The sequence below is a fragment of the Demequina sp. NBRC 110051 genome, assembly GCF_002090055.1.
Taxonomy (GTDB): domain Bacteria; phylum Actinomycetota; class Actinomycetes; order Actinomycetales; family Demequinaceae; genus Demequina.
The window spans coordinates 47,709-73,479 of record NZ_BBRH01000009.1 but is presented as its reverse complement, the minus strand read 5'-3'; the positions used below and the strand labels follow the sequence as shown (position 1 = coordinate 73,479).

Genomic DNA, 25,771 nt, shown 5'->3' with positions numbered 1-25,771 from the left:
GCATCCGCGGCGCTGGAAGGGACGATGGCGTGAAACTCGAGTTGCGGGGCATCACCAAGAAGTTCGGGGACTTCACGGCGAACGACAGCATTGACTTGGTGGTGGAGCCCGGCACGGTGCACGCCCTGCTCGGCGAGAACGGCGCGGGCAAGTCCACCCTCATGAATGTCCTCTTCGGGCTCTACGACGCCGACGGCGGCGAGATCCTGCTCGACGACGAGCCCACCGTCTTCGCCGGGCCCGGCGACGCCATGGCCGCGGGCATCGGCATGGTCCACCAGCACTTCATGCTGGTCCCGGTCTTCACGGTGGCGGAATCCGTCATGCTCGGTCACGAAGAAGTGACCGGTCCCGCGAAGCTTCTCGACCTCGGGGCCGCGCGCGCCAAGGTCAAGGAGATCTCCGACCGCTTTGGTTTCCACATCGACCCCGACGCCGTGATCGAGGATCTGTCCGTGGGCGCCCAGCAGCGCGTCGAGATCATCAAGGCGCTGTCGCGCGACGCCGAGGTGCTCATCCTCGATGAGCCCACCGCCGTGCTCACCCCGCAGGAGACCGACGAGTTGCTCGACATCATCGGCCAGTTGCGCGACAACGGCACCGCCGTGGTCCTCATCACTCACAAGCTGCGCGAGGTCAAGGCCATCGCCGACCAGATCACCGTCATTCGCCGCGGCAAGGTGGTGGGCACCGCCGAGCCCACGGCCTCGCAGGAGGAGCTCGCCTCGCTCATGGTGGGCCGCGACGTGTCGATGACCGTCTCCAAGGAACCCGCCCAGCCGGGCGAGCCGATGCTCGTCGTCGAGGGACTCTCGGTCGTCGACCCCGCCACGTCGCTCAAGCACCTCGATCGCGTCAGCTTTGAGGTGCGCGCGGGCGAGATCCTTGCGGTCGCCGGAGTCCAGGGCAACGGCCAGACCGAGCTCGCGGAGGCGATCCTCGGCATTGTCCCGACCGCCGAGGGCGCCGTCACCCTCGATGGGAGCAGGCTCACCGGGAGCTCGATCCGCGAGGCACTCGACGCCGGCATCGGCTTCGTTCCCGAGGACCGCACCGAGGACGGCGTGGTCGCCGACTTCACCATCACCAACAACCTCATCCTCGACCTGTACGACAAGGCGCCGTACTCCAAGGCGGGCGCCATCGACACGGCCTTCGCCGCGAAGAACGCCAAGGAGCAGGTCGAGCGCTTCGACGTGCGCACCACCTCGTCCGAGGCCCTCGCCGGGTCGCTGTCGGGCGGAAACCAGCAGAAGGTGGTCCTCGCCCGCGAGCTCGCCCGCGACCTCAAATTGCTGATTGCCTCGCAGCCCACCCGCGGCCTCGACGTCGGTTCGATCGAGTTCGTGCACAAGCGCATCATCGAGGAGCGCGACAACGGCGCCGCCGTCCTCATCGTGAGCTCGGAGCTGGAGGAGGTCTACGCCCTCGCCGACCGCATCGCGGTGATGTATCACGGCAAGATCGTCGACATCGTGCCCCCGGACACCGACCGCGACACCCTCGGCCTCATGATGGCCGGAGCCCACGAGGAGGAGGCGGCGTGAGCGCCACGACAGCAACCGAGGCGCCCCAGCAGCCCCAGTCCCCGAGCCGCGCCAAGCAGGTCCTGCGCGAGATCCTCGAGAGCTCCACCCTCGTGGTCATCATGGCGGTGGTGGCTTCGCTCATCATCGGCGCCATCCTGATCGTCATCGCGGACGAGGACGTGCGGACGGCATCGGCCTACTTCTTCTCGCGCCCGGGCGACACCCTGTCGGCGATGTGGGAGGCCATCTGGAGCGCGTACACGGCGATGTTCCAGGGCGCGATCTACAACACCAGGGCGGACACCTTCGCGGCGGCCATCAAGCCCTTCACGCAAACCCTCACCATGGCCACGCCGCTGATCTTCGCGGGTCTGGGGCTCGGCATCGGCTTCCGTGCCGGCCTGTTCAACATCGGCGCCCAGGGCCAGATCATCATCGGCGCAACCCTCGGCGGCTGGGTGGGCTTCGCGTGGGATCTCCCCGGCTTCACCCACCTGCTGGTCGCGGTCATCGGCTGCGCACTCGGCGGCGCGATCTGGGGCTTCATCCCCGGATTCCTCAAGGCCCGCACCGGCGCGCACGAGGTGATCGTGACGATCATGCTCAACTACGTCGCGCTGAACCTCCTGAGCTACCTCTTGTCGCTCGAGGCCTTCCAGCGCGAGGGACAGAACAACCCCATCTCGCCCACGGTGGCCGAGAACGCCCAGTACCCCCTCTTGTTGGGCAGCCAGTTCCCGCTGCACTGGGGCTTCGTGCTCGCGATCGCCTGCGCCTTTGGCGTGTGGTGGTTGATGGAGCGCTCGACGCTCGGCTTCGAGTTCCGTGCGGTGGGCGCCAACCCCCGTGCCGCACGCACGGCCGGCATGTCGGTCGCCAAGGGCACGGTCCTTGTCATGGTGATCGCCGGTGCGCTCGCCGGTCTCGCCGGCTCCGCGCAGGTGCTCGGCACTGAGAAGAACCTCACGCTCGACATCGCCGGGTCCATCGGCTTCGACGCGATCACGGTCGCGCTGCTGGGCCGCTCGCGACCGCTCGGCACGGTCTTGGCGGCGATCCTCTTCGGCGGCCTCAAGGCCTCCGGGCCGTCGCTGCAGGTGCTTGCCGGACTGCCCGTCGACATCGTGTTCGTCATCCAGGCGACCATCGTGCTGTTCATCGCCGCGCCGCCCCTGGTGAGGTCGATCTTCCGCTTGCCTGCCCCCGCCCACGAGAAGGAGGTGGCGGCATGAGCGCCACGACGGTTGACACCGCCACCCCGGACGCCGCCGCGTCCGGCGATGTCCTGAGGACCAAGAGCTGGAAGGGACCCATCGGCCTCGGCGCCGTGGCCCTGATCTCGCTGCTGGTCTTCGGAATCGGCACCCCGTCCGGTGCGGACACCACGTTCTCGGTCGCGACGAGCTCCGACTTCGTCCACCTGCCCACCCTCACCATCGCGTCCAAGCTCGCCGCGATCGTGCTGTCAGTCATCGCGCTCGCGCTGGCCGGCTACTCGGCCTACCTCGCCAACCAGTACCGCAAGCCCGGCCTGTGGCTGCCGATCGTGTACGGCATGGCCGTCATGGGCGCGCTGCTGTCGTGGGCCGGCGCCGGCCGCGACAACACCAGCATCCAGGTCACAGGCCTGCTGACGTCGTCGCTCTTCCTCGCGGTGCCGCTGATCTTCGGCGCGCTCGCCGGAACCCTGTGCGAGCGTTCGGGCATCGTCAACATCGCGATCGAGGGCCAGCTCCTCGCGGGCGCGTTCTTCGCGGCGCTCATGGCCTCCATGGTGGGCAACGCGTACGTGGGCCTCATCGCCGCGCCCCTCGCGGGTGCGCTGGTGGGCGCCGTGCTCGCCATCTTCGCCACCAAGTACTGGGTGAACCAGATCGTCGTGGGCGTGGTCCTCAATATGCTCGTCATCGGCCTGACGAGCTTCTTCTTCTCCACCGTGATGTCGGACAACCCCGACCTCAACCGCTCGCTGGGCCTCGCGGCACTGCCGATCCCGCTGCTGTCATCGATCCCGGTGCTCGGCCCGGTGTTGTTCGACCAGAATCTGCTCGTCTACACGATGTACGTCGTCGTGATCGTCTTCCAGATCATGCTGTTCAAGTCCCGCTGGGGCCTGCGCGTGCGCGCCGTGGGAGAGCACCCCAAGGCCGCGGACACGGTGGGCATCAAGGTCAATCGCACCCGCGTGCGCAACACCATCCTGGGCGGCGCGATCGCCGGTCTCGGTGGCGCGTTCTTCACCGTGGCCTCCGGCCTCGCCTTCGGCAAGGAGATGACGGCTGGCAAGGGCTATATCGCGCTGGCCGCGATGATCCTGGGTCGCTGGAGCCCGCGCGGTGCTCTCGCCGCGGCGCTGCTGTTCGGCTTTGCCGACGCCCTGCGCGTGCAGCTGGGCATCATCGGCTCCGACATCCCGTCGCAGTTCCTCGCGATGTTCCCGTACCTCGCGACCATCTTCGCCGTCGCCGGCCTGGTGGGCCACTCGCGCCCGCCGGCCGCCGAGGGCATCCCGTACAAGAAGTAGAGAGGCACCCGTGCCCGACATTGACTGGGACGGCCTGCGCGCCGCGGCCCGCGAGGCCTCGACCCGCGCCTACGTCCCGTATTCGAAGTTCCCCGTGGGCGTGGCCGCACTCACCGACACCGGTGAGGTGGTGATCGGCGCCAACGTCGAGAACGCCTCTTACGGCCTCACGCTCTGCGCCGAGTGCGCGCTCGTGTCCAAGCTGCACACCGACGGAGCCGGATCGCGCTTGGTTGCCTTCACGTGCGTGGACGGCAACGGCGAGATCCTCGCTCCGTGCGGCCGATGCCGTCAGCTGCTTTTCGAGCACGGTGGCCGCTCGCTGTTGGTCGAGACGGCCGCCGGCATCATGACCATGGACGAATTTCTGCCCGGCGCCTTCGGGCCCGAGGACCTGGAGAAGGCGCAGTGAGTACCGAACGCCACGATGCAGTCGACGTCATCCGCGTCAAGCGCGACGGCGGCACCCTCAGCGACGACCAGATCGACTGGGTGGTCGACGCCTACACGCGCGGCGTGGTGGCCGACGAGCAGATGAGCTCGCTCGCGATGGCGATCCTGCAGCGCGGCATGTCGCGAGCCGAGATTGCCCGCTGGACCGCCGCCATGATCGCGACGGGGGAGCGGCTCGACTTCTCGGGCCTGGGCAAGCCCACCGCTGACAAGCACTCGACAGGCGGCGTGGGCGACAAGATCACCCTGCCGCTCGCGCCCCTCGTGGCCGTGTACGGCGTAGCGGTGCCGCAGTTGTCGGGCCGCGGCCTGGGCCACACGGGAGGCACGCTCGACAAGCTCGAGTCGATCCCCGGCTGGCGCGCGGCGCTGAGCAACGAGGAGATGCACGCGCAGCTGCGCGAGGTGGGCCCCGTCATCTGCGCGGCCGGCTCCGGCCTCGCTCCCGCGGACAAGAAGCTCTACGCGCTGCGCGACGTCACGGGCACGGTCGAGTCGATCCCCATGATCGCCGCGTCGATCATGTCGAAGAAGATCGCCGAGGGCACGGGCGTGCTGGTGCTCGACGTCAAGGTGGGCTCCGGCGCCTTCATGAAGGACATCGACAACGCACGCGAGCTCGCCGAGACGATGGTGAACCTGGGCACCGACGCAGGGGTGAAGACGACGGCGCTGCTGACCGACATGTCCACGCCTTTGGGTCTCACCATCGGTAATGGACTCGAGGTCACCGAGTCGGTCGAGGTGCTCGCCGGCGGCGGCCCGGCGGACGTGGTCGAGCTCACCGTGGCCCTCGCCCGGGAGATGCTCGCCGGCGCGGGCGTCACCGACGTGGATCCGGCCGAGGCGCTGAAGGACGGCCGCGCCATGGACGTGTGGCGCCGCATGATCGCGGCCCAGGGCGGAGACGCCGACGCCACCATGCCGACCGCCCCGCACACCGAAGAGGTGCGGGCGGAGCGCGACGGCGTCATCACTCGGCTCGACGCCCTCGGCGCGGGCATCGCCGCCTGGCGCCTGGGCGCGGGCCGTGCACGCAAGGAGGACCCCGTCGAGGTGTCCTCGGGCATCACCCTGCACAAGACCCTGGGTGACACGGTGAAAGCGGGCGACGTCATCGCGACGCTGCACACCGAGACCGAATCCCGCATGCCTCGCGGGCTCGCGGCCCTCGCCGAGGCGTGCGACGGTGCGGGCGCCATCGAGATCGGCGACGCACCCGTTCAGCGCCGCATCCTGCTCGACCGCATCGGCGCGGACAACTGATGGGGTGGACCCTCACGTCGCTCGCCGCTCGGGCGGGCAGGCTCGTGGGGGCCACGCCAGGGTGGCGAGGCTCGGCTGAGGTCGCCCACGTGCGTGCGGTGGCCGAGCACGGCGTGCGTGCCGACGGCGCCACGGTGACGGCCCGCGTCTATGCGCGCCGACTCGAGGCCGCCGCGCCCGCCGACCGCAAGGCGCTCGAGGCCGCGCACTCCGAGCTGGGCGACGACTCCGCCGTCATCGAACGCGCGACGGCGTCGGGAGCGCCGCTCACGGCCGTGGCCGCGCTCGCGGCCGCCTGGCACCGGCTGCCCGACACCGCCAAGGAAACGATCCGCCGCCCGGCCGGCCGCGGCATCGGCCCCGTGCGATTCGGGTCGATACGGGCGGTGCAAGTCGACCAGACCACATGCGGCGCGGCGGTGATGGCGATGATGCTCATGCAGGGCGACCCGTTTGTGGCGGCGTGGGTCGCGACCGGGCGATCGCTGGGCGACCACCTCCCCTCCGAGGCCGCCGCGGCGCTCGAGCACGGGCCGCGCACCATCGAGGAGCGGTGGCAGGCGCTGCAACGAGTGCTGCACGGCGCCACCACCTCGCGTGGACTGGGTGTGGCGCCGTGGCCGAAGGCGTTCGGGACGCCGCCGTGGCGCGTGGACGACGTCACGCGCTATTCGGGACTGCGCTTTCGCGGCGCGATCCTCGACGACAGGGACCCTGGGGTGATGGAGGCCGCGCTCGCTCACGCCTCGGCCGCGCTGCGCGACGGAATGCCGGTGCCGCTGTACGCCGGCGGCGACTCGGGCGGCGGGCTCGACCAGGTGATGCCCCGCCACGTCGTCTTGCTGACCGCGCGGACGGAGACCGGCCTCGAGGTCTACGAGCCGTCGTCGGGCCGGGTGCTTCCGCTTGGCGTTGACCGGTTCGTTGACGGCGGTGGCAAGGAGCCCGCGCTGGGGCACTGGTCGCGGCTGTCGTGGATGGTGCTGCCGCGGCCCGCGAAGCACTGATGTGGGCGGGCGCCGCTAGCCTGGTGCCATGACCCTCACCCACGACGAGATCGTCGCCCTGCCCAAGGTCCTGCTGCACGACCACCTCGACGGCGGACTGCGCCCGTCGACCCTCATCGAGCTCGCCGCCGCCATCGGCCACGAGCTGCCCTCGACCGACCCGGGCGAGCTCGCCCGCATCTTCGCCGCGAACGCTAACTCGGGCGACCTGGTGCGCTACCTCGAGGCCTTCGCCCACACCACCGCCGTCATGCAGACGGAGGAGAACCTTCGCCGTATCGCCCGCGAGGCCGTGGTCGACCTCGCCGCCGACGGCGTGATCTATGCCGAACTGCGCTATGCCCCCGAGCAGCACCTCGAGGGCGGCCTGGACCTCCAGCAGGTCGTCGAGGCCGTGCAGGCCGGCATCGAGGAGGGCATCGCCGAGGCCGCCGAGGCCGGCAACGCCATCCGCGTGGGCGCCATTCTCGACGCCATGCGCCACCTTGACCGCTCGCCCGAGATCGCCGCGCTCGCCATCGTCAACCGCGACCGGTGCTGCGTGGGCTTCGATATCGCCGGGCCGGAGTTCGGCTTCTCCGCGGGCAATCACGCGCCCGCGTTCGCCGCGCTGCGCGCCGCCCACTTCCCCGTGACGATTCACGCGGGCGAGGCCGACGGCGCCGACTCGGTGGGCGAGGCCCTGTTCCAGGGTGCCCGCCGCATCGGCCACGGTGTGCGCATTCATGAGGACATCGAGGACTTCGAGGGCGAGGAGCCCACGCTGGGGCTCATCGCCCGTCACGCGCTCGACCAGCAGATCCCGCTCGAGTGCTGCCCCACGTCCAACGTGCAGACCGCCGCGGCTCCGTCGATCGAGAACCACCCCATGCACACGCTGCGTGATCTGGGCTTCGCCGTGACCATCAACACGGACAACCGCCTGGTGTCGGGCGTGTCGATGACGGGGGAGTTCGAGGTGCTTGTGGAGGCGGGTTGGACCAAGGAGGACCTGCTCGAGGCCACCCTCACCGCCGCATGGGGCGCCTTCCTGCCCTACGAGGAGCGCGGCGACCTCGCCGAGACCATCCTTGAGGCCTACGGCTTCGAGGACTAACGCTCGCTAGCGCCCTGCGCCCGCGCGATGTGCCGCATGGGACGCTCACCGTCGCTTTCAGGAGATCTGTGTCTCCTGCGGGACGGTGAGCGTCCTTTCGCGTTAGTGCAGCACCTTGAGGCCCACCACGCACCCCACGATGCCGAGGATGAGCAGCACCTTCGTGAGCGACGCCGCCTCCGCCCCCGTCGCCATCGCGTAGCCCACGGTGAGCGCCGCGCCGATGCCCACCCACACGGCATAGGCCGTGCCGGTCGGCAGGGTGCGCATCGCATACGCGAGCCCGCCCATCGAGGCGATGAGTGCAACGCCGAACACGAGGCTGGGGCCGATCCGCGAGAACCCCTCGGAGCGTCCCAGTGCCGTCGCCCAGACAGCCTCCAGGACACCCGAAACAATCAAAATCATCCACGACATGTGTCTCTCCACTGAGACGTCTTGTCGCGTGGCCGGGTACGTCACTTCGTCCGGTGGTGCCGGGGCGGCGCCGCGGTCAGGCTCTCACACCGGGTGCGCGACGGCAAGGCGCGCCCGTAGGCTGGTGACATGACTCTCACGCGCGCCGAGCTGGCACAGTACGTCGACCACACCCTCCTCAAGCCCGAGGCGACGCCCTCCGACGTCGAGGCACTCGCAGCCGAGGCCGCCCGCCTGGGCGTGTTCTCGATCTGCGTCTCGCCGTCGATGCTCCCGGTCGAGGTCCCCGAGTCCGTCGCGGTCGCGACGGTGTGCGGCTTCCCGTCGGGCAAGCACCACTCGTCGGTGAAGGCCGCCGAGGCCGCGCTGTCCATCGCGCAGGGTGCCGACGAGATCGACATGGTGATCGACGTGGCCGCCGCCATCGAGGGCCGCTTCAAGGAGGTCGAGGCGGACATCGCCGCCGTGCGCGCCGCCGTGCCGGAGGGCAAGATCCTCAAGGTCATCATCGAGTCCGCGGCGCTCAGCGACGAGGCGATCGTGGGCGCCTGCGAAGCCGCCGTGCGTGCCAAGGCCGACTTCGTGAAGACCTCGACCGGATTTCACCCCGCGGGTGGCGCGTCCGTCGAGGCGGTCGCGCTCATGCGCAAGACCGTCGGCGACAAGCTCGGCGTGAAGGCCTCCGGAGGCGTCCGTACGGCCGATGCCGCACTCGCCATGATCGAGGCCGGCGCCTCGCGCCTGGGGCTGTCGGGCACGCAGGCCGTGCTCGACGGGCTCGACGGCGTGGTGGCCGACGACGCGGGTGACGGCGGGTACTGAACCTCGCTCAACGCTGAACGCCCCATAGGACGCACCGATCTGCTGAGAGCAACGGTGAGTGTCCCATGGGGCGCTCGGGCGGGGGTTTGCCTGGGCTAGACGCCCAGGAGCGAGCGGATGTCCGCCTCGAGGGCGTCCATCGCGTCCTCGGCACTGAGGCGTGCGTCCTCGACCGCGCCGGACGGCTGCTCGATGACTTCGAGGTAGGCCTTGACCTTGGGCTCCGTGCCGGACGGGCGGATGATCACGCGCGCGCCGGACTCGGTGGCCAGGTGCAGGCCGTTCGTGGCCGGCAGGCCGTGGAAGCCCTCGTTCATGTCGTCGGTCGAGGTCACGGCCGAGCCGGCGAGCGCCCCCGGGGGAGAGGCCAGCAGCTGTGACATCAGCGCCGGGATCTCGGCGATGTCCGTGAACCGCGCCGAGACCTGACGGGTCAGGTGCACGCCGTATGCCCGCGACAGGTCGTCGATTGCGTCCGCGAGGGTGCGGCCCGAGGCCTTCAGCTCCGCGACGTAGTCGGCGATCATCACGGCGGCCGAGATGCCGTCCTTGTCGCGCACCAGGTCGGGTGCGACGCAGTAGCCCAGCGCCTCCTCGTAGCCGAACACCAGCCCCGGTTCGCGCGCGATCCACTTAAACCCCGTGAGCGTGTGCGCGTGCGCCAGGCCGTGAGCGGCGGCGATACGGCCCAGCATCTGCGAGGACACGATCGAGTTGGCGAGCACGGAGCCCTCGGGGAAGCCGCCACGCGAGGCGATGCGCTCGCCCAGCAGGGCGCCCACCACGTCGCCATGGAGCATCTGCCAGCGGCCGTCGATCTCGGTGGCGACGGCGCAGCGGTCGGCGTCGGGGTCGTTCGCGATGACCACATCGGCGCCCACCTCCTCGGCGAGCGCGAGCGACAGGTCGATCGCGCCGGGCTCCTCGGGGTTGGGGAAGGCGACGGTGGGGAAGTCGGGGTCGGGGGCGGCCTGCTGGCGCACGGTGTGCAGGTCGGTGAAGCCCGCGGTCGACAGGGTTGCCTCGACGGTGCCGCCCCCCACGCCATGCAGGGGCGTGAGCACGATCCGCACGTCGTCGCGTGACCCGTCCGCCGGGGGCATGCCCACCAGCCCGGCGACCTCGGACACGTAGCGCGCAAGGACGGTCATGTCGAGGCTCTCCCAGCCGGACTCGGCGCGCGGCACCGATGCGACGGACTCGACCTCGGCGATGCGCGCCGCGATCCCCGCGTCGTGCGGGGGCACGATTTGCGCGCCCTGACCCTCGTCCGCGACCACCCGTCCGCCCAGGTAGACCTTGTAGCCGTTGTCCTGGGGCGGGTTGTGGGAGGCGGTGACCATGACGCCGGCATCCGCGTCCAGCGCGCGCGTGATGTACGCGAGCACCGGGGTGGGAAGGGCGCTGGGCAGCACCATGGCGTGGTGGCCGGCGGCAGTCATCACCGCCGCGGTGTCGGTGGCGAACTCGTGCGAGCCGTGGCGGGCGTCGTAGCCGATGGCCACGCGTGCGGGGCCATCGATCCCGAGTTCCACCAGCGAGTCCGTGAGGTAGCGCGCGAGTCCTGCGGCGGCACGGATCACGACCGCGCGGTTCATGCGGTTGGGCCCAGCTCCCAGCTTGCCGCGCAGACCCGCGGTGCCGAACTGCAGCATGCCGCGGAAGGCGTCGCCCAGTTCCGCGACCGCATCCTCGTAGCCCGCCTCGGCGCCGGCGATCAGCGCCTCGAGCGCCTCACGCGTGGCGGCATCGGGATCGTCGGCTGCCCACGCGCGGGCCTCGGTCAGCAGCCCCTCGGTGCCGGTCATCGCATGGCCTCCACGATGTCTGCCAGCAGTCGCGAGATGCGCGGGCCCGCGGCGGCGCCCGCATCGAGCACCTCCTGATGGTTCAGCGTCTCGCCGCCGATGCCCGCGCCCAGGTTGGTGACGAGCGACAGCCCCAGCACCTCGAGGCCGGCCTCGCGCGCGGCGATGACCTCGAGCGTGGTCGACATGCCCACGAGATCCGCGCCCAGCGTCTTCGCCATGCGCACCTCGGCGGGGGTCTCATACTGCGGCCCCGTGAACTGGGCATACACGCCGCCGGGCAGCGATGCGTCGATCGAGAGAGCCAGGTCGCGCAGGCGCGGCGAGTAGGCCTGCGTCATGTCGACGAACGTGGCCCCCTCGAGCGGCGTGGCGCCGGTGAGGTTCAGGTGATCCTCGATCAGGACCACGGAGCCGGGACCCACCTCGGGGCGGGTGGAGCCGCAGCCGTTGGTGACGACCAGGGTCGAGCACCCGGTGGCGGCCGCGGTGCGCACCGCGTGAGCGACCTTGCCGGCGTCTCGCACCTGGTAGAAGTGCTGGCGGGCGCCCAGGACCAGCACGTGACGGCCGTCCTCGGTGCGCAGCGAGCGCAGGGTGGCGTGGTGGCCGGCCACCACGTGTCCGGAGAAGCCGGGAATCTCCGCGGCGGGGACGGAGGCGACCTCCTCGCCGATGAGCTCGGCGGCGCCGCCCCATCCCGAACCCAGGATGAGGGCGATGTCGTGGTGCTCGACGCCGGTAGCAGCGGCGATGGACTGGGCGGCCTCGGAGGCGAGGGTGGTGGCTTCACTCATACGCCGAGCCTAATGGGCCTACCCGGCCGATGCATCGGCCAGTATCTTTACGAAACTCGCCACGGCATCGGCCGTCCGTGAGGAGGTTGTGCCTGGCAGTCTCAGCATGCGGGACAATGGTCCTATGTCCCCACGCATTGTCATCGTTGGTGGCGGCCCGGGCGGGTATGAGGCCGCTCTTGTCGCCGTGAAGCAGGGGGCGGATGTCACCCTCATCGAGCGTCAGGGCCTGGGCGGCAACGCCGTGCTCACCGACGTGGTTCCGTCCAAGACCGTGATCGCGACCGCCGAGTGGCGCACCATCGCGGACCGCGCCCCGCAGCTGGGGATCCGCGACCGCGACGGCTCCGACACCTCCGAGGTGTCCGAGCATAAGGTCGACCTCGCCGCCGTCAACGAGCGCGTGCGCAAGCTGGTGCTGAAGCAGTCCTACGACATCGCGACGCGCATGGCGAAGAACGACATCCAGGTGGTCGAGGGGGAGGGCCGGCTGGTCAGCCCCACCCGCGTGGAGACGGATGACGACGCGTTCGACGCCGATGCCGTGCTGCTCGCCCTGGGCGCGCGCCCGCGTGTGCTGCCCGACGCGCAGCCCGACGGCGAGCGGATCCTCACGTGGACGCAGCTGTACGACCTGAAGGCGCTGCCCGAGCACCTCATCGTGGTCGGCTCGGGCGTGACGGGCGCCGAGTTCGCGGGTGCCTACAACCTGCTGGGGTGCGAGGTGACCCTGGTCGCCTCGGGCGATCGGGTGCTCTCGACGCAGGACCCCGAGGCCTCCGACCTCATCACCGAGATCTTCCACCAGCGCGGGATGCACGTGGTGGGTGGGCGCGCCCAGTCCGCGGAGAACACGGGGGATGGCGTGCGCGTCACCCTCGCCGATGGGACGGTGCTCGAGGGCAGCCACTGTCTGATGGCGGTCGGCTCAGTGCCCAACACGACCGGCGTGGGCCTCGAGGAGGCCGGCGTGGCGCTCGACGCTCGCGGCTACATCCAGGTGGACAAGGTCTCGCGTACCTCGGCGCGCGGCGTCTATGCGGCCGGAGACTGCACGGGCATCTTCCCGCTCGCGTCCGTCGCCGCGACGCAGGGGCGCATCGCGATGGCGCACGCGCTGGGCGACGCGGTCACGCCGATCGACCTGCGTCAGGTGGCGTCCAACGTCTTCACCGCACCCGAGATCGCCTCGGTGGGCGCCACGGAGGCCGAGCTTAAGGAGCGCGGCATCTTCTACGAGGTCTCCAAGCTCGATCTCGCGCGCAATCCGCGCGCCAAGATGCTCGGCATCGACCAGGGCTTCGTGAAGATCTTCGGCCACACCGTCACGGGCCAGGTGCTCGGCGCCGTCATCGTGGGCTCGCGTGCCGGCGAGCACATCTTCCCGCTCACGCTTGCGCTCGCGCACCACCTCACGGTGGACCAGATCGCGTCCGCGTTCACGGTCTATCCGTCCCTGTCGGGCACCGTGTCCGAGGTGGCGCGCCGTCTGCACCACATGGGCGACGCCTCGCGCCGCTGATTCAGGCGCGGCGTTGGTAGCGCGGCAGTTCCCACGCCCTACTCGGCGCTGACGCTGACGGAGGGCGACGGGGTCGGGCTGGCGTTCTGGTCCGGCTCCTCGCCGGTGCCGTCGCCAAGGTCCTCGTCCTCGACCGGCTCCACGGCATCGGCCACGGCGACCGTCGCGACGAGAGGGGCGTGGTCGGAGCCAGCGGTCGCCAGGACGGCCGTATCCGCGAACGTCGCCTCGCGGCCCACGAGCACGCCGACCTCGGCGATGGCCTCGCCATCGACCGTGGCCGTGCCGGTCGCGACGGCGTCGAAGCCGCCGTCCGCAAAAGTGGCGAGCGCGGGGCCCGAGGTCTGCGTCTCGGGATCGCCGGGGAGGTCGGCGCCCACGACGACGGGCCCGGTGGGTGCCAGGGTGTCGACGATGAAGGCGGCCTCGGTGCCCGCCTCGTCGATGTCCTCGGCGAAGGTCGCTGTCACGTACGTCGCGCCCATGAAGGACACCGACAGCGAGGTACGGGCGGCTCCGTCGCCGTCGGGCAGGTCGTCGGCCTCCACGTCAGAGTGAGGGCGGGAGGTGAGGATCGCGTGACCCACCTGGGGGCTGAGGCCCGGGGCGGAGGAGGCGACCATGCCGGTCTCGCCCGCGAGGAACTCGACCATGTCGGTGCCTCCGCCCAGGAGTGAGCCGCGGCTGACCTCTTGGAGCATGGCGACGTCGACGCCGTCGAGGGCCGCGGCGATGGCTCCGGCGTCGAGCCCGGGCCCGCCCTGCGCCGAGGGCGTGATGCCCTGGTGAAGGTTCCAGGTCGCCACCACCGGCGTGGCGATCGCGTCCGCGGTGAAGTCTTGCTCGCGCTCGTAGGCGGTCCACGTCCACGTGACGACGGCGGCCGCGCCCAGGGCGCCGACGCCGAGCCGGATCCATATGCCCCTCAAGGCGCGCTCCACGGGGACGGTGCCGGCGCGCATGGCGGCCCGGATCATCACCGCTGAGACGGCAACGAAGGGCACGATGGCGGCGGGGACGGGAAGGTCGACCGTGCGGTCGATGGTGACGAGCACGAGCGGGCCCACGATGGCCGCGATGAAGACGAGCGAGGCGCCCAGGCGGCCAAGGGAGGAGACCTCGCCGGGGCGAATGACGAGTGCGGCGCCCAGCGCGCCCACGGCCGTCGCGACGGGCAGGGCGATGGCTGCCTCGGTGCCCGTGGTGAGGAAGGCAAGCGCCGCGGCGACGACCCCGATGCACAGCAAGATCACGCGCACGCCCTCGGTCATCGCGCGCGACTGAGAAGCGAGATGGGCGCCCAGGAGGGTTCCGGCGAGCGCGAGGGCAAGGCCGCCCGACATCCGCACGTCCGCCTGGGCATTGACCCATGCGACGTTGGCAAAGGCGTAGATGAGGGCTGACCAATACAGGCCCAGGGCCCACCAGCCCCGCGAGCTGGGGGCGGGCTCGAGGTGGCGGCCGCGCACCGCGTTGACGACCGCGAGCGCGGCGAGAAGCGCGAGGGCGTTCCATCCCCACTCATCGCCGCGCCATGGCGCGTCCCAGGTGCGCAGCACGCCCTGCTCGGCGAGGGCCGCGGCGGCACCCAGTGACGTGCCGGCCACCGCGGCGGCGCCGCCGCCGTTGCCGAGCGCCACGCGGCTCGCGAGCACCACGCCGGCGAGCGCGAGGGCCGCCAGGTACAGGCCGACCCCGATGAGCCAGGTCCCCGACAACACGGGTAGTGCCAGGCGAAACACGGCCACGACGACGAGCACGAACCCGACAGTGGGGCCATGGCCCAGGTGCTTGCCTGCCTCGGCGGCGATCCATGCGAGGACCGCTCCTGCCGCGGCGGTGGCCCCGACCGCGATGAGGGCCGGCGTCATGCCGGGGGAAGCCATGTCGAGCAGCAGCGGTCCCGCCGTGCGGACCGCGTCGATCAGCAGCCAGGCTGCGACGGCGACGACTCCGAGGGCGCGGCGCTGTGCGGTGTCCATGCTGGTCACGCTACCTGCGTCGGCGCGCGGCGGCGAAACGGACGGCGCTACCTACGACGCGTCGGCGATCTCGCAGATGACCGTGCCCGAGGACACCGAGGCGCCCACGGCGTGCGACAGCCCGCTGACGGTACCGGCCTTATGTGCCACGAGCGGCTGCTCCATCTTCATCGCCTCGAGCACCACGATGAGGTCGCCGGCCTCGACTGCCGCGCCGTCCTCGACGGCTACCTTAACGATGGTGCCCTGCATCGGGGAAGAGAGAGAGTCTCCGGTGGCCGCGCGGGCGCCGCCACCGTTCGCACGGCGCGGAGCGCGGCGAGCCGCGCCCCCAGCGCTGCGCGCGTTGGCGCGCCCGGCACGGGCGAGCGACGCGGGCAGTACCACTTCGAGGCGCTTGCCTCCCACCTCGACAACGACACGCTCGGTGGCCGCGGCATCGGCCGCCTCCTCGACACCGGCTCCCGCGGAGCCGAGCGAAGCGACGATCTCCGCGAACTCCGACTCGATCCAGGTGGTGTAGACGCCGAAGGTGCCCGCCGCAGCGGTGAATTCGGGCGCATCGAGCACCGCGCGGTGGAAGGGGACCACCGTCGGCATGCCCTCGACGACCATCTCGGCCAGGGCGCGGCGGGCGCGCTGGAGCGCCTCGTCGCGGGTCGCTCCGGTGACGATGACCTTGGCGATCATCGAGTCGAAGTTGCCCGAGACGGTGTCGCCCTGGCGCACGCCTGCGTCGACGCGCACGCCGGGGCCGGACGGGAACACCAGCGTGGACAGCGTGCCGGGCGCGGGCATGAAGTTGCGCCCGGGGTCTTCGCCGTTGATGCGGAACTCGATCGAGTGGCCGCGCGTGACGGGCTCGAGGACGGAGATGGGTTCGCCGGCGGCGATGCGGAACTGCTCGCGCACCAGGTCCACGCCTGTGACCTCCTCGGTCACGGGGTGCTCGACCTGCAGGCGGGTGTTGACCTCGAGAAAGCTGATGGTGCCGTCGGCGCCCACCAGGAACTCGCACGTGCCGGCGCCCACATAGCCGGCCTCCGTGAGGATCGCCTTCGACGACTCCACCAGGCGCTGATTCTGCTCGTCGGTGAGGAATGGCGCGGGGGCCTCCTCGACCAGCTTCTGGTGGCGGCGCTGCAGCGAGCAGTCGCGTGTGGACACGACTACGACGTTGCCGTGCTCGTCGGCCAGGCACTGGGTCTCGACGTGGCGCGGCTTGTCGAGGAAGCGCTCCACGAAGCACTCGCCGCGGCCAAAGGCGGCGACGGCCTCGCGGGTCGCGGAGTCGAACAGCTCGGGAATCTCCTCGCGCGTGCGGGCGACCTTGAGGCCGCGGCCGCCGCCGCCGAACGCCGCCTTGATGGCGACGGGGAGGCCGTGCTCGTCGGCGAAGGCGAGGACCTCGTCGGCGTTCGCGACGGGGTCCTTGGTGCCGGGCACCAGCGGGGCGCCCGCGCGCTGCGCGATGTGACGCGCGCTGACCTTGTCGCCCAGTCCGTCGATGGCGGCGGGCGGCGGCCCGATCCAGACCAGCCCCGCGTCGATAACGGCCTGCGCAAACGTCGCGTTCTCCGACAAGAAACCGTAGCCCGGGTGGATCGCCTGGGCGCCCGAGCGCTGGGCGACCTCGATGATCTTCGTGATGTCGAGGTAGGTCTCCGCCGCGGTCGATCCGCCCAGCGCGTAGGCCTCGTCGGCGAGCCGCACGTGAGGGGCATCGCGGTCGGGCTCGGCGTAGACGGCGATCGACGTCAGGCCCGCGTCGGCGCAGGCACGGATGACGCGAACCGCGATCTCGCCTCGGTTAGCGATGAGGACGGAAGAGAAACGTGGCACGCGGTCACGGTATCGCGCGGCCCGCACCCGGCCACGGTCCGCGCTGGGCGCGCGAGGCAAGTTTGGCCTGCCGGGACACGCCGCCCTGCGGCCTTTGTAGGAAAGCGACAACGAACTTGGCGATTCCTTGGGTTACGGGCGCGTAGGTTGTGGTCGTTCCACAAATGGCCGATGCCGTGGTCGGCTTTTCGCGTCGCTCCGGCCCGGGCTTCAGCCCGAGCTTTGGTCGCGGCTATGCCTGGGCGCGCAGTACGTGGATCGGCACCTCGATCTCCGCGAGCAGGTGACGCAGCAGCGGCAGGGAGACGCCGACCACGCCGTGGTAGTCGCCCTCGATGCCCTCGACGTAGGGGCCGCCCAGGCCGTCAACCGTGAAGGCCCCGGCGACTTGCAAAGGCTCGCCCGTCGCCACGTAGGCGTCGATCTCGTCGTCGGTGAGGTTCGCGAAGCGGACGGTCGTCGAGGAGGTGGCGCCCAGTGAGCCGCGCGAGCCGTCCTCGCGGTCGTCGACGATCCAGTGGCCCGTGTGGAGCACGCCGATGCGGCCGCGCATGCGGCGCCAGCGTTCGCGGGCGGCGTCCGGGGTCCCCGGCTTGCCGTGAATCTCCCCATCGAGCTCGAGCATGGAATCGCAGCCCAGCACGATTGCATCCGTCTCGTACTCGCCGGCCACGTTCTCGGCCTTGGCGCGCGCCAGGGCGAGCACGGCATCGGCCGGATCCGGCGCGCCCCAGCCCTCGCGCTCGTGGAGCGCGCGGAGCTCGGCGAGCACCGCGTCCTCGTCCACGCCGCTGACGAGGACCTCCGGTTCGATGCCCGCCGAGCGCAGGGTGGCCAGGCGGGCGGGGGACTGGGAGGCGAGCACGAACGGCACGATCATGCCCGCGAGCCTAACGGCGTCGCCTCCCGGCCCGGTTCAAGACAGGTGCGCCGCCACCGTCGTCGCAAAGGACTCCGCCGTGCGGTGGGCGACCTGTCCGAACGGCGCGTTCCAGATGTCCTGGTTGAAGATCTCCACCTCGATGTCGCCGGTGTACCCCGTGGCCTCGACGGCCGCGGTGAGGGAGGCGAAGTCGATGATGCCGTCGCCCATGTAGCGCCGCCCCAACAGCACGTCGGCTGGCAGCGGGGTGGCCCAGTCACACACCTGGTAGGTCGCGATGCGGCCCTCGCGGCCGGCGCGGGAGATCTGCCCCAGCACGTCCGGGTCCCACCACACGTGGAAGGTGTCCACCGTGACGCCCACCACCGATGGGTCAAACCGCGCCGCGAGGTCGAGCGCCTGACCCAGCGTCGAGACGACGGCGCGGTCAGAGCAGTACATGGGGTGGAGCGGCTCGATCGCCAACGTGACCCCGGCATCGGCCGCGTGGGGCGCCAACTCGGCCAGCGCATCGGCCACCCTCGAGCGGGCGCCCACGATGTCGCGCGAGCCGTCGGGGAGCCCGCCGGCCACCAGCACGAGGACCGGGCGTGAGCCGTCGGCGCCCGCCGCGGCGAGCACCGCCGTCTCCTCGATCGCGCGCCTGTTGTCGTCGAGTGAGGCGGCGCGTTCGGTGCCATCGGGCATGGTGAAGAAGCCCGAGCGGCAGTGCGTCGAAACGCGCAGCCCCGAGTCCGTGATCATGCGCGCGGCGGTGTCGAGACCCACGTCCTGCACGGGCTCGCGCCACGTGCCGATGGCCTGGTATCCGGCCTCCTGGACCGCGGCGATGGCCTCCGCGAGAGTCGCCTTCTTGAGGGTCGCCTGGTTCATCGACAGGCGCGGGTGGGCGCTCATGCGGCCTCGATTCCGTTCAAGCCCAGCAGCGTGTGCCAGCGGGCGGTCGCAAGGTCGGGTCGCTCAAGCGCGCCGCACTCGTTGGCGAGTTCGACGATGCGCGACAGGTGCGGCAGCGAGCGCGCGGAGTGCAGGCCGCCCACCATCTGGAATGCCTCCTGGTGGCCGTTCAGCCACGACATGAATGCGACGCCCGTCTTGTAATAGAAGGTGGGGGCGGCGAAGATCTGCCGGCTGAGCGCCTCGGTGGGCTGAAGGATCTCGCGGTAGCGGGCCACGTCGCCCTCGCCCAGGGCCTGGATCGCGCCCGAGGCATGCGGTCCGAGCGCCGCGAAGGCGCCCAGCAGGGCGTCCGAGCTGCCCTGCTCGTCGCCCTCGATGAGCTCGCAGTAGTGGAAGTCGTCGCCCGTGAACATGCGCGCGCTCGCGGGCAGGCGGCGGCGCACGGCGATCTCGGACTGGGCGTCCAGGAGGCTCATCTTGATGCCCGACACCGTCTGCGGGTTGCCCGCGATGATGTCGACCACCGTGTCTGCCGCCACGCGCCAGTCGTCGGAGCCGAAGTACCCCGCGAGCTGCGGGTCGAACGCGGTGCCGAGCCAGTGCAGGACCACCGGCTGGCTCGCGACGGCGAGCACCTCGTCGTAGACGCGGCGGTAGTCGTCGGCGCTCTGGGCGGCGCGCGCGAGGTGACGGCTGGCCATGAGCACGGCGCCCGCGCCGGCGTCCTCTGCGTGGAACAGCTGCTCCTTGTAGGCGTCGATCACCTGCGGGAGTGTGATGACCTCGTCCTCGACGTGGTCGGTGTTGACGCCCACGACAATGCGCGCGCCGGCCGCGCTCGCCTCCGCCGCCGAGCGCGAGATGAGCTCGCGCACGGCGGCCGGGTCCAGGCCCATGTTGCGCTGGGCGGTGTCCATGGCATCGGCCACGCCCAGGCCCCACGAGAACAGATGGTGGCGATACGCGAGAGTGGCGTCCCAATCGATATCCGCCGGTTGACCAGGGGTGTTATCGGCCGATGCGCGGGGCACCACGTGCGCGGCGGCGTACGCCACGCGGGCGGTCAGGGGCCCGTGGGGCCGGGTGAGGGCGGTGGGCTCGTTGACGTCGACGGCGCTGGTCGCGCCGTCGACGGCGAGCAGGGTGAGGCTGTCGGACATGGTGCGGGTCAGCGCTCCGTGACGGCGCCGGCGGGGGTCTGTACACCCTCGGCCGTGTCGGGGACGCGCTCGGCCGAGATCTCCGGGAGATCGATGCGCGCGCCCGTGTGGTGCGACTCGAGGCCCTTTTCGGCGAGCAGCATGCCCCGGGCGCCGGCGAGGAAGTCGTAGCGGTGCTCGGTATCGGCCACCACGTGGCGGATGAACTCCTCCCACTGCGCACGGAAGCCGTTGACCGACTCTTCGGTGTCGGGCACCTCGACCCAGGTGGAGTCGAAGTCGATCTCGTTGCGCAGGTCCGGGTTCCACACGGGCTTGGGGGTGGCGTTGCGCGGCTGGATCTTGCAGCCGAACAGGCCCACCACCGCCGAGCCGTGCGTGCCGTCTACCTGGAACTCGACGAGCTCGTCGCGGTTGACGCGGGTGGTCCAGGAGGAGTTGATCTGGGCGGTGATGCCGCCGGCGAGCTCGAAGATGCCGTACGCGGCGTCGTCGGCGGTGGCGGAGTAGCGCTCGCCGGACTCGTCGACGCGCTCGGGGATCTCGGTGACGGCGCGGGCATAGACGGACTCGACGCGTCCGAAGAGGTTCTCGAGCACGTAGTTCCAGTGGGGGAACATGTCGACGACGATGCCGCCGCCGTCCTCGGCGCGGTAGTTCCACGAGGGGCGCTGCGAGGGGTGCCAGTCGCCTTCGAAGACCCAGTAGCCGAACTCGCCGCGCACGGACAGGATGCGGCCAAAGAAGCCCGAGTCGATGAGGCGGCGCAGCTTGATGAGGCCGGGTAGGTACAGCTTGTCGTGGACCACGCCGTTCTTGATGCCGGCGGCGGTGGCGAGGCGCGCGAGCTCAAGGGCCTCGTCGAAGGACTCCGCGGTGGGCTTCTCGGTGTAGATGGCCTTGCCGGCCGCGATGGCCTTCTTGATCGCGGCGGCGCGGGCCTTGGTGACGAGGAAGTCGGCGTAGATCTGCCAGCGGTCGTCCGCCAGTGCCTCGTCGAGGTTGGTGGTGTAGTGCTCGATGTCGTGCTTCTTCGCGAGCTCGGCGAGCTTGGCCTCGGAACGGCCCACGAGGAGGGGCTCTACCTGGACCTTCGAGCCGTCGGGCAGTTCCACGCCGCCCGCGTCGCGGATGGCGAGGATGGAGCGCACCAGGTGCTGGCGGTAGCCCATGCGTCCCGAGACGCCGTTCATGATGATGCCAATGGTTTGCGTGGTCACGGTGTGGTCCTCACTGTGTGGGGCGCCGGCGGCCTCGTTGCCGTCGGGCTGATATGTGATCGGTGGCGGGCGGGGCGCGCGGTGTGGCCGCGATGGCCATGCGCCCGCCTTTCCCCATTTGGAAAGCGTTTACCGCATGGTACGCAGGAATGGCGCTGCGACGCAAGTGGGCTGGTAGGCGCGACGTTGGGGGCGGGCGCTGAGTGCCGGGCGGGATGCCGCGACCGGCTCCGGGCCTGTGCATCCTGTGAGGAGGTGGGTGCGAGTTTCTGCGTCGCCACTCGCACCAGCCTCCTCAAGGGAAGCGTGGCCCTCGGCGCGGTGCGGGTGCGGGAGGGGTGCGCGGTAAACGTGCGGAGGGGGCGAGCGGTGCTGGGCTACTGCCCGCCGACCAACGACCTAACGCCCCGGCGTCGACTCGCGGATCGCGACCTCGGCCTCGAGGAGGGCGGGCGAGCCGGGCTCCTCCGCGAGAGCCAGTGCCAGCGCCTCCTCGCCCACGCGCTCGAGCGGCAGGCTTGCGGTGGTCAGGCGCGGGGTGACGTCGCGCAGGGTGGGGATGTCGTCGAAGCCGGCGACGGCGACGTCGCGTCCCGGCACCAGCCCCGCGTCGCGCGCGGCACTCATCGCTCCCACCGCCATGACGTCGTTGACGGCGAACACGAGGTCGATTCCGCCCAGATCGGAGCCGAAGGTGCCGATGAGCTGCTGCATCCCCTCGTAACCCCCGTCGCGCGTGAAGGCGGTGGAAATCACGCGAGATGCCGGGACATCCACGCCGTGGGAAGCGAGCCCCTCGCGGAAACCGGTGAGGCGGTCCTCGGAGGTCCGCAGCGGCATCACCTCGGCGCCGTCGCCGGGGCCCGCGAGGATCGCGACCTCGCGGTAGCCCATGGCGGCCAGCTCAGAACCCAGGGCTTGGGCGCCGCCGGCGTTGTCGACGTGCAGCATCCGGAACGGGGCGTCCACCGTGGAGATGAAGACCACGCGTCCACCGCCGGCCTCGTATTTGGCGAGTTCCTCGGCGAGCGCCGCCGCATGCGGGTCGCCCAGCCGGCGCGATGCCGCCAGGATGATCGCGCGGGGGCGCTGGCCGCGCAGGGCGCGCACCATCTCCACCTCGCGTGCGGTGTCACGCCTGGTCTCGGCCATGGTGACGACCAGGTGGTGGTCCTCCGCGGCGCCCACCACGCCGGCGGCGATCGACGAGAAGTACGGGTCGGCAATGTCGCCGACCAGCAGCGCGACGGTCGTGGTGGTCCCGCGCGCGACCGCCTGGGCCGAGGCGTTGGCGCTATAGCCCAGGCGCTCGGCGGCCTCGAGGACGCGTTCGCGGTTCGCGGCCTTGACGTTGCGCGTGGAGCCGTTGAGTGAGCGCGAGGCCGTCGCGAGCGACACTCCCGCCTCCCGTGCCACGTCGTGAAGCGTGACGGGGGAGGTGCGTGCGGTGTCGGTCACGAGAGGCCTTTCGACGGGTGGGCATGGCCGATGCTCCACCAAGATGAGGAAACACAAGCCCGACGCCGTCGCCATTGACGCCGCCGAACCCGTGGCTTTCCCCTAGCCTGGCACGACGGCGCGCGGATGTCATGGACGCCGCGCGGATCGCCCCCTAGGGTGGAGAGCGCTTTCCGCAACATCGATGCCGGGCGACGGACGCCCCGCAGGAAGAAGGTCGACGTTGACCGACATCGTCCTGGACGACCGCGGTGACCGCGTGGTGCTGACCCACGCCGGCCGCGATCTCGCCCACTACGTGTACCGCCCCACCGACGTGACGCTCGAGTCGCCCCGGCCCTACCTCAGCCCCATCCGTACGCTCGGGGGCGCGGTCGTCACCCTGTTTCGCCCGCACGACCACGTGTGGCACAAGGGCATCGCGTGGTCCCTGCCGGTGGTGGGAGACGAGAACTTCTGGGGCGGCCCCACCTATGTGCGCGGCGAGGGCTACGTGCAGCTGCCGAACAACGGCGAGCAGGTCCACGTGGGCTTCGCGGCGCTCGACTCGGGTCGCAAGGCCCGCATCGTCGAGACCCTCGACTGGGTCACCGAGGCCGGCGAGCTGGTCTTCACGGAGGCTCGCGCGATCGGCGCCTTGGTGCTCGACGACGACGCCTGGTTGCTGACGTTCGAGACCCAGATGCGCAACGCCACAGGGCGCTCCATTTCGATCGGCTCGCCCACCACCCGCGGGCGCGAGAACGCGGGTTACGGAGGCCTGTTCTGGCGCGGCCCGCGCTCGTTCACGGGCGGCACCATCCTGTCGCCGGCGGGCGAGGGTGGCGAGGAGATGCGCGGCACGCGCGCCCCGTGGATGGGCTTCCGCGGCCGCCACGACGAGGTCGACCGCACGTCGACCCTGCTCATGATCGACGACCCCACCAACGCCGCGCACCCGCCCGAGTGGTTCGCCCGCACCGAACAGTTCGCGTGTCTGTGTCCGGCCCCATTCTTCTCGACCGAGCGCGAGGTGGCGCCGGGGGAGACCATCCGCGAACGCTACGGCGTGGTCGTGGCCGACGGCTCTCTGACGGCCGATGCCGCGGCGGGGGTCGCGGCGTCCGTCACCTCTCGCTGGGACGCGGGGTCGTGAGCGACTTTCCCGCGGGCGCCTCGGTGAGCGCCCTCGAGGTATACACCTCGGTGGCTCCCGACGGCCTCGCCGGCGGCACCCCGCACCTGCACACGGTGGCGAGCGAGGCTTATCTGGTGGTCGCCGGGTGCGGCGAGCTCCACACGGTCGATGCGGACGGCGCCGCGAGCACGCCCCTGGCGCCCGGCGACACGGTGTGGTTCACGCCGGGCGTGGTCCACCGCGCCGTCAACCTGGGCGGACTGCACCTGCGCGTCGTGATGTCGCATGCGGGCCTGCCCGAGGCGGGCGACGCGGTGATGACCTTTCCCGACGACATCCTCGCGAACCCCGAGGCCTACGCGGCTGCCGCGACCCTTCCAGGACCCGAGGCAAGCGCAAGCGAGCGCCTCGCCGCGGCCCAACGCCGGCGTGACCTCGCGGTCGAGGGCTACGCGGCCCTCGGCCACGGCGGCCAGGCGGACCCCGCCGCCGTCGCCCTTCTCCACCGCAGGGCGGCCGCGTTGGTGAGCCACCGCATCGGCCGCTGGAAAGACACATGGGAACAGAGCCTCGCCTCCCAGGCGAGCCAGGCGGAAGCCGCCTTTGCGGCTCTCGCCGCGGGCTCGGGTGAGACGCTCGCCGCCGGCCGTGTCACCCGCCCCGCCACCGCGCCGGACTTCGGCATGTGCGGACTTCTCACCACCCTCACCCTCGAAGGAGAATCATGACCGCCACCCTGCGCGCCGCCATTGTGGGCACGGGCGCTATCGCCCACGCCCACGCTCAGGCCCTCGCGGCGCTCGACGGGGTCGAGCTCATGGGCGTGACGGACCGCGATCCGGACTCGGCGCAGCGCTTCGTCGACACCCATGGGGGAGAGAGCTTCCCGGATCTCGACGCGCTGCTGACGACGGCGACGCCCGACGTGGTCCACATCTGTACGCCGCCCGGCGTGCATGCACCCCAGGCGATCGCCGCGATGGAGGCGGGCGCGCATGTGGTGTGTGAGAAGCCCGCCGCACTGTCGCTTGCGGAGCTCGACGCGATGATCGCGGCCTCGGAACGCACCGACCGGCGTCTCGCCATCGTCTTCCAGCAGCGCACCGGCACGGCGGCCGCCCACGTCAAGGGCCTGCTGGAATCCGGCGCGCTGGGCCGTCCGCTCGTCGCCGTGTGCCAGACGCTGTGGTTCCGCGACCAGGCCTACTTCGACGTGCCGTGGCGCGGATCGTGGGCGACCGAGGGGGGAGGTCCCACCCTCGGGCACGCGATTCACCAGATCGACCTTCTCGCCTATCTGCTGGGCGAGTGGGAGTCGGTGCGGGCGGACCTGTGGCGCGTGGGACGCGAGACGGGCACCGAGGACTCGTCGACGGCGACAGTGGCGTTCGCATCGGGCGCCGTCGCCACCGTGGTGACGTCGGCGGTCTCGCCGCGTGAGGTCAGCGCGATCAGGATCGACACGGAAAAGGCGACCGTCTCGCTCGAGCACCTTTACGGCCACGGGCACGACCATTGGCGCATCACCCCTGCTCCGGGCGTGGACGAGGCGGAGGTGGGTGCGTGGGCGTTTCCGAGTGTCGAGGAGCCCAGCGGGCATGTGCCGCTACTGCGCGGTGTCTATGGCGCGCTCGTGACGGGTGAGCCGTTGCCTCCCGAGGCCTCCGAACCGGCCCGCTCCTTCGAGATTGTCACGGCGGTGTACTCGTCGGCCGCTCACGACGGTTCGCGAGTGACGCCGGCGCTGCTGCGCGCGGACGGGGCACGGATGGCGAGCCTTGAGGCGCCGGTGAACGAGCGCAGGCCGGGGCACGTGGGTGACGACGTCTGCTGACCCGGCACGAGCCGTGCGCCGAGCGCTCCCAACTCTGGGACTAAGGTCTCAGAACGGTCACGATTGAAACGTTTCCGGTTTCGGCGTTGACCGCGCACAGTCGATGGGTTACGTTACGGATAGCGCTTTCCAAA

At 70.9% G+C, this 25,771-nt stretch carries 22 protein-coding genes and 1 riboswitch; of the genes, 12 read left to right on the top strand and 10 right to left on the bottom strand.

Annotation, left to right across the window (positions count from 1 at the left end; genetic code table 11):
• The first annotated feature begins 29 nt into the window (after positions 1-29).
• From B7K20_RS04120 to B7K20_RS04090, 7 genes are read left to right on the top strand one after another with little or no spacing between them, the layout of a single operon-like run.
• Positions 30-1,547 (top strand): ABC transporter ATP-binding protein, encoded by a 1,518-nt coding sequence (locus B7K20_RS04120; RefSeq protein WP_084100801.1) that lies wholly within the window; start codon positions 30-32, stop codon positions 1,545-1,547.
• Entirely contained in the window at positions 1,544-2,761 is a 1,218-nt protein-coding gene (locus tag B7K20_RS04115; RefSeq protein WP_234985710.1) for an ABC transporter permease, read from the top strand. Before B7K20_RS04120 ends, B7K20_RS04115 begins: the two co-directional genes overlap by 4 nt.
• On the top strand, positions 2,758-4,053 hold the full coding sequence (locus B7K20_RS04110) for an ABC transporter permease (RefSeq protein ID WP_084100799.1): 1,296 nt from the start codon (positions 2,758-2,760) through the stop codon (positions 4,051-4,053). The genes B7K20_RS04115 and B7K20_RS04110 overlap by 4 nt, the downstream gene beginning before the upstream one ends.
• Before the next feature lie 10 nt (positions 4,054-4,063).
• Entirely contained in the window at positions 4,064-4,465 is a 402-nt protein-coding gene (locus tag B7K20_RS04105) for a cytidine deaminase (protein ID WP_084100796.1), read from the top strand.
• Positions 4,462-5,772, top strand: coding sequence for a thymidine phosphorylase (locus B7K20_RS04100; protein ID WP_084100793.1), 1,311 nt, complete (start codon positions 4,462-4,464; stop codon positions 5,770-5,772). Before B7K20_RS04105 ends, B7K20_RS04100 begins: the two co-directional genes overlap by 4 nt.
• Entirely contained in the window at positions 5,772-6,779 is a 1,008-nt protein-coding gene (locus B7K20_RS04095; RefSeq protein WP_084100790.1) for a hypothetical protein, read from the top strand. Before B7K20_RS04100 ends, B7K20_RS04095 begins: the two co-directional genes overlap by 1 nt.
• Positions 6,780-6,807: 28 nt before the next feature.
• The gene (locus B7K20_RS04090; protein WP_084100787.1) at positions 6,808-7,875 is read left to right on the top strand and encodes an adenosine deaminase; all 1,068 of its coding nucleotides are present in this window, start codon (positions 6,808-6,810) and stop codon (positions 7,873-7,875) included.
• Between the two features lie 102 nt (positions 7,876-7,977).
• On the opposite strand, the gene B7K20_RS04085 is transcribed toward B7K20_RS04090, so the two are convergent.
• Entirely contained in the window at positions 7,978-8,292 is a 315-nt protein-coding gene (locus B7K20_RS04085; protein ID WP_084100784.1) for a multidrug efflux SMR transporter, read from the bottom strand.
• A 10-nt stretch (positions 8,293-8,302) separates the two neighbouring features.
• Positions 8,303-8,368: riboswitch (guanidine-III (ykkC-III) riboswitch) on the bottom strand.
• Between the two features lie 53 nt (positions 8,369-8,421).
• Between B7K20_RS04085 and deoC the strand changes: the two genes are divergently transcribed.
• Positions 8,422-9,114, top strand: a complete 693-nt coding sequence (gene deoC / locus B7K20_RS04080; RefSeq protein ID WP_084100782.1) for a deoxyribose-phosphate aldolase — start codon at positions 8,422-8,424, stop codon at positions 9,112-9,114.
• Between the two features lie 95 nt (positions 9,115-9,209).
• Here the strand turns inward: deoC and B7K20_RS04075 are convergent, their stop codons facing one another.
• Both B7K20_RS04075 and B7K20_RS04070 read right to left on the bottom strand, forming a co-directional pair.
• The gene (locus B7K20_RS04075; RefSeq protein ID WP_084100779.1) at positions 9,210-10,922 is read right to left on the bottom strand and encodes a phospho-sugar mutase; all 1,713 of its coding nucleotides are present in this window, start codon (positions 10,920-10,922) and stop codon (positions 9,210-9,212) included.
• Positions 10,919-11,719, bottom strand: coding sequence for a purine-nucleoside phosphorylase (locus tag B7K20_RS04070; protein ID WP_084100776.1), 801 nt, complete (start codon positions 11,717-11,719; stop codon positions 10,919-10,921). The genes B7K20_RS04075 and B7K20_RS04070 overlap by 4 nt, the downstream gene beginning before the upstream one ends.
• 124 nt (positions 11,720-11,843) lie before the next feature.
• Here B7K20_RS04070 and B7K20_RS04065 point away from each other — a divergent pair, with 124 nt between their 5' ends.
• A complete protein-coding gene (locus B7K20_RS04065; protein WP_234985709.1) occupies positions 11,844-13,241 on the top strand; it encodes an NAD(P)H-quinone dehydrogenase in 1,398 nt (465 codons plus the stop codon).
• Between the two features lie 38 nt (positions 13,242-13,279).
• Here B7K20_RS04065 and B7K20_RS04060 read toward each other — a convergent pair whose 3' ends face one another.
• The 7 genes from B7K20_RS04060 to B7K20_RS04030 form a co-directional block, all read right to left on the bottom strand.
• A complete protein-coding gene (locus B7K20_RS04060) occupies positions 13,280-15,223 on the bottom strand; it encodes a hypothetical protein (protein WP_084100770.1) in 1,944 nt (647 codons plus the stop codon).
• A gap of 51 nt (positions 15,224-15,274) precedes the next feature.
• A complete protein-coding gene (locus B7K20_RS04055; protein WP_084101065.1) occupies positions 15,275-17,065 on the bottom strand; it encodes a biotin carboxylase N-terminal domain-containing protein in 1,791 nt (596 codons plus the stop codon).
• A gap of 232 nt (positions 17,066-17,297) precedes the next feature.
• Complete coding sequence (locus B7K20_RS04050) at positions 17,298-17,945, bottom strand: nucleoside triphosphate pyrophosphatase (protein ID WP_084100767.1); 648 nt, start codon at positions 17,943-17,945, stop codon at positions 17,298-17,300.
• A 36-nt stretch (positions 17,946-17,981) separates the two neighbouring features.
• Positions 17,982-18,845 carry a sugar phosphate isomerase/epimerase gene (locus B7K20_RS04045; RefSeq protein WP_084100764.1) on the bottom strand — a complete coding sequence of 288 codons (864 nt, stop codon included), beginning with the start codon at positions 18,843-18,845 and terminating at the stop codon, positions 17,982-17,984.
• On the bottom strand, positions 18,842-20,008 hold the full coding sequence (locus B7K20_RS04040; protein WP_084100761.1) for a dihydrodipicolinate synthase family protein: 1,167 nt from the start codon (positions 20,006-20,008) through the stop codon (positions 18,842-18,844). Before B7K20_RS04040 ends, B7K20_RS04045 begins: the two co-directional genes overlap by 4 nt.
• An 8-nt stretch (positions 20,009-20,016) precedes the next feature.
• A complete protein-coding gene (locus B7K20_RS04035; protein WP_084101063.1) occupies positions 20,017-21,201 on the bottom strand; it encodes a Gfo/Idh/MocA family protein in 1,185 nt (394 codons plus the stop codon).
• Between the two features lie 426 nt (positions 21,202-21,627).
• Entirely contained in the window at positions 21,628-22,686 is a 1,059-nt protein-coding gene (locus B7K20_RS04030) for a LacI family DNA-binding transcriptional regulator (protein WP_234985708.1), read from the bottom strand.
• Between the two features lie 223 nt (positions 22,687-22,909).
• Between B7K20_RS04030 and B7K20_RS04025 the strand changes: the two genes are divergently transcribed.
• Genes B7K20_RS04025 through B7K20_RS04015 form a run of 3 tightly spaced genes read left to right on the top strand, consistent with a single transcriptional unit; the run spans position 22,910 to position 25,637 of the window.
• On the top strand, positions 22,910-23,821 hold the full coding sequence (locus B7K20_RS04025) for a PmoA family protein (RefSeq protein WP_234985707.1): 912 nt from the start codon (positions 22,910-22,912) through the stop codon (positions 23,819-23,821).
• The gene (locus B7K20_RS04020) at positions 23,818-24,531 is read left to right on the top strand and encodes a cupin domain-containing protein (protein WP_084100752.1); all 714 of its coding nucleotides are present in this window, start codon (positions 23,818-23,820) and stop codon (positions 24,529-24,531) included. The genes B7K20_RS04025 and B7K20_RS04020 overlap by 4 nt, the downstream gene beginning before the upstream one ends.
• The gene (locus tag B7K20_RS04015) at positions 24,528-25,637 is read left to right on the top strand and encodes a Gfo/Idh/MocA family protein (protein ID WP_084100749.1); all 1,110 of its coding nucleotides are present in this window, start codon (positions 24,528-24,530) and stop codon (positions 25,635-25,637) included. Before B7K20_RS04020 ends, B7K20_RS04015 begins: the two co-directional genes overlap by 4 nt.
• Positions 25,638-25,771 lie beyond the last annotated feature (134 nt).

Coding starts and splice junctions, on each gene's coding strand:
- B7K20_RS04075 (WP_084100779.1), bottom strand. CDS start 10,922: ATGACCGGCACCGAGGGGCTGCTGACCGAGGCCCGCGCGTGGGCAGCC.
- B7K20_RS04035 (WP_084101063.1), bottom strand. CDS start 21,201: ATGAACGGCGTCTCGGGACGCATGGGCTACCGCCAGCACCTGGTGCGC.
- B7K20_RS04110 (WP_084100799.1), top strand. CDS start 2,758: ATGAGCGCCACGACGGTTGACACCGCCACCCCGGACGCCGCCGCGTCC.
- deoC (WP_084100782.1), top strand. CDS start 8,422: ATGACTCTCACGCGCGCCGAGCTGGCACAGTACGTCGACCACACCCTC.
- B7K20_RS04015 (WP_084100749.1), top strand. CDS start 24,528: ATGACCGCCACCCTGCGCGCCGCCATTGTGGGCACGGGCGCTATCGCC.
- B7K20_RS04090 (WP_084100787.1), top strand. CDS start 6,808: ATGACCCTCACCCACGACGAGATCGTCGCCCTGCCCAAGGTCCTGCTG.
- B7K20_RS04060 (WP_084100770.1), bottom strand. CDS start 15,223: ATGGACACCGCACAGCGCCGCGCCCTCGGAGTCGTCGCCGTCGCAGCC.
- B7K20_RS04065 (WP_234985709.1), top strand. CDS start 11,844: ATGTCCCCACGCATTGTCATCGTTGGTGGCGGCCCGGGCGGGTATGAG.
- B7K20_RS04045 (WP_084100764.1), bottom strand. CDS start 18,845: ATGAGCGCCCACCCGCGCCTGTCGATGAACCAGGCGACCCTCAAGAAG.
- B7K20_RS04085 (WP_084100784.1), bottom strand. CDS start 8,292: ATGTCGTGGATGATTTTGATTGTTTCGGGTGTCCTGGAGGCTGTCTGG.
- B7K20_RS04070 (WP_084100776.1), bottom strand. CDS start 11,719: ATGAGTGAAGCCACCACCCTCGCCTCCGAGGCCGCCCAGTCCATCGCC.
- B7K20_RS04095 (WP_084100790.1), top strand. CDS start 5,772: ATGGGGTGGACCCTCACGTCGCTCGCCGCTCGGGCGGGCAGGCTCGTG.
- B7K20_RS04040 (WP_084100761.1), bottom strand. CDS start 20,008: ATGTCCGACAGCCTCACCCTGCTCGCCGTCGACGGCGCGACCAGCGCC.
- B7K20_RS04050 (WP_084100767.1), bottom strand. CDS start 17,945: ATGATCGTGCCGTTCGTGCTCGCCTCCCAGTCCCCCGCCCGCCTGGCC.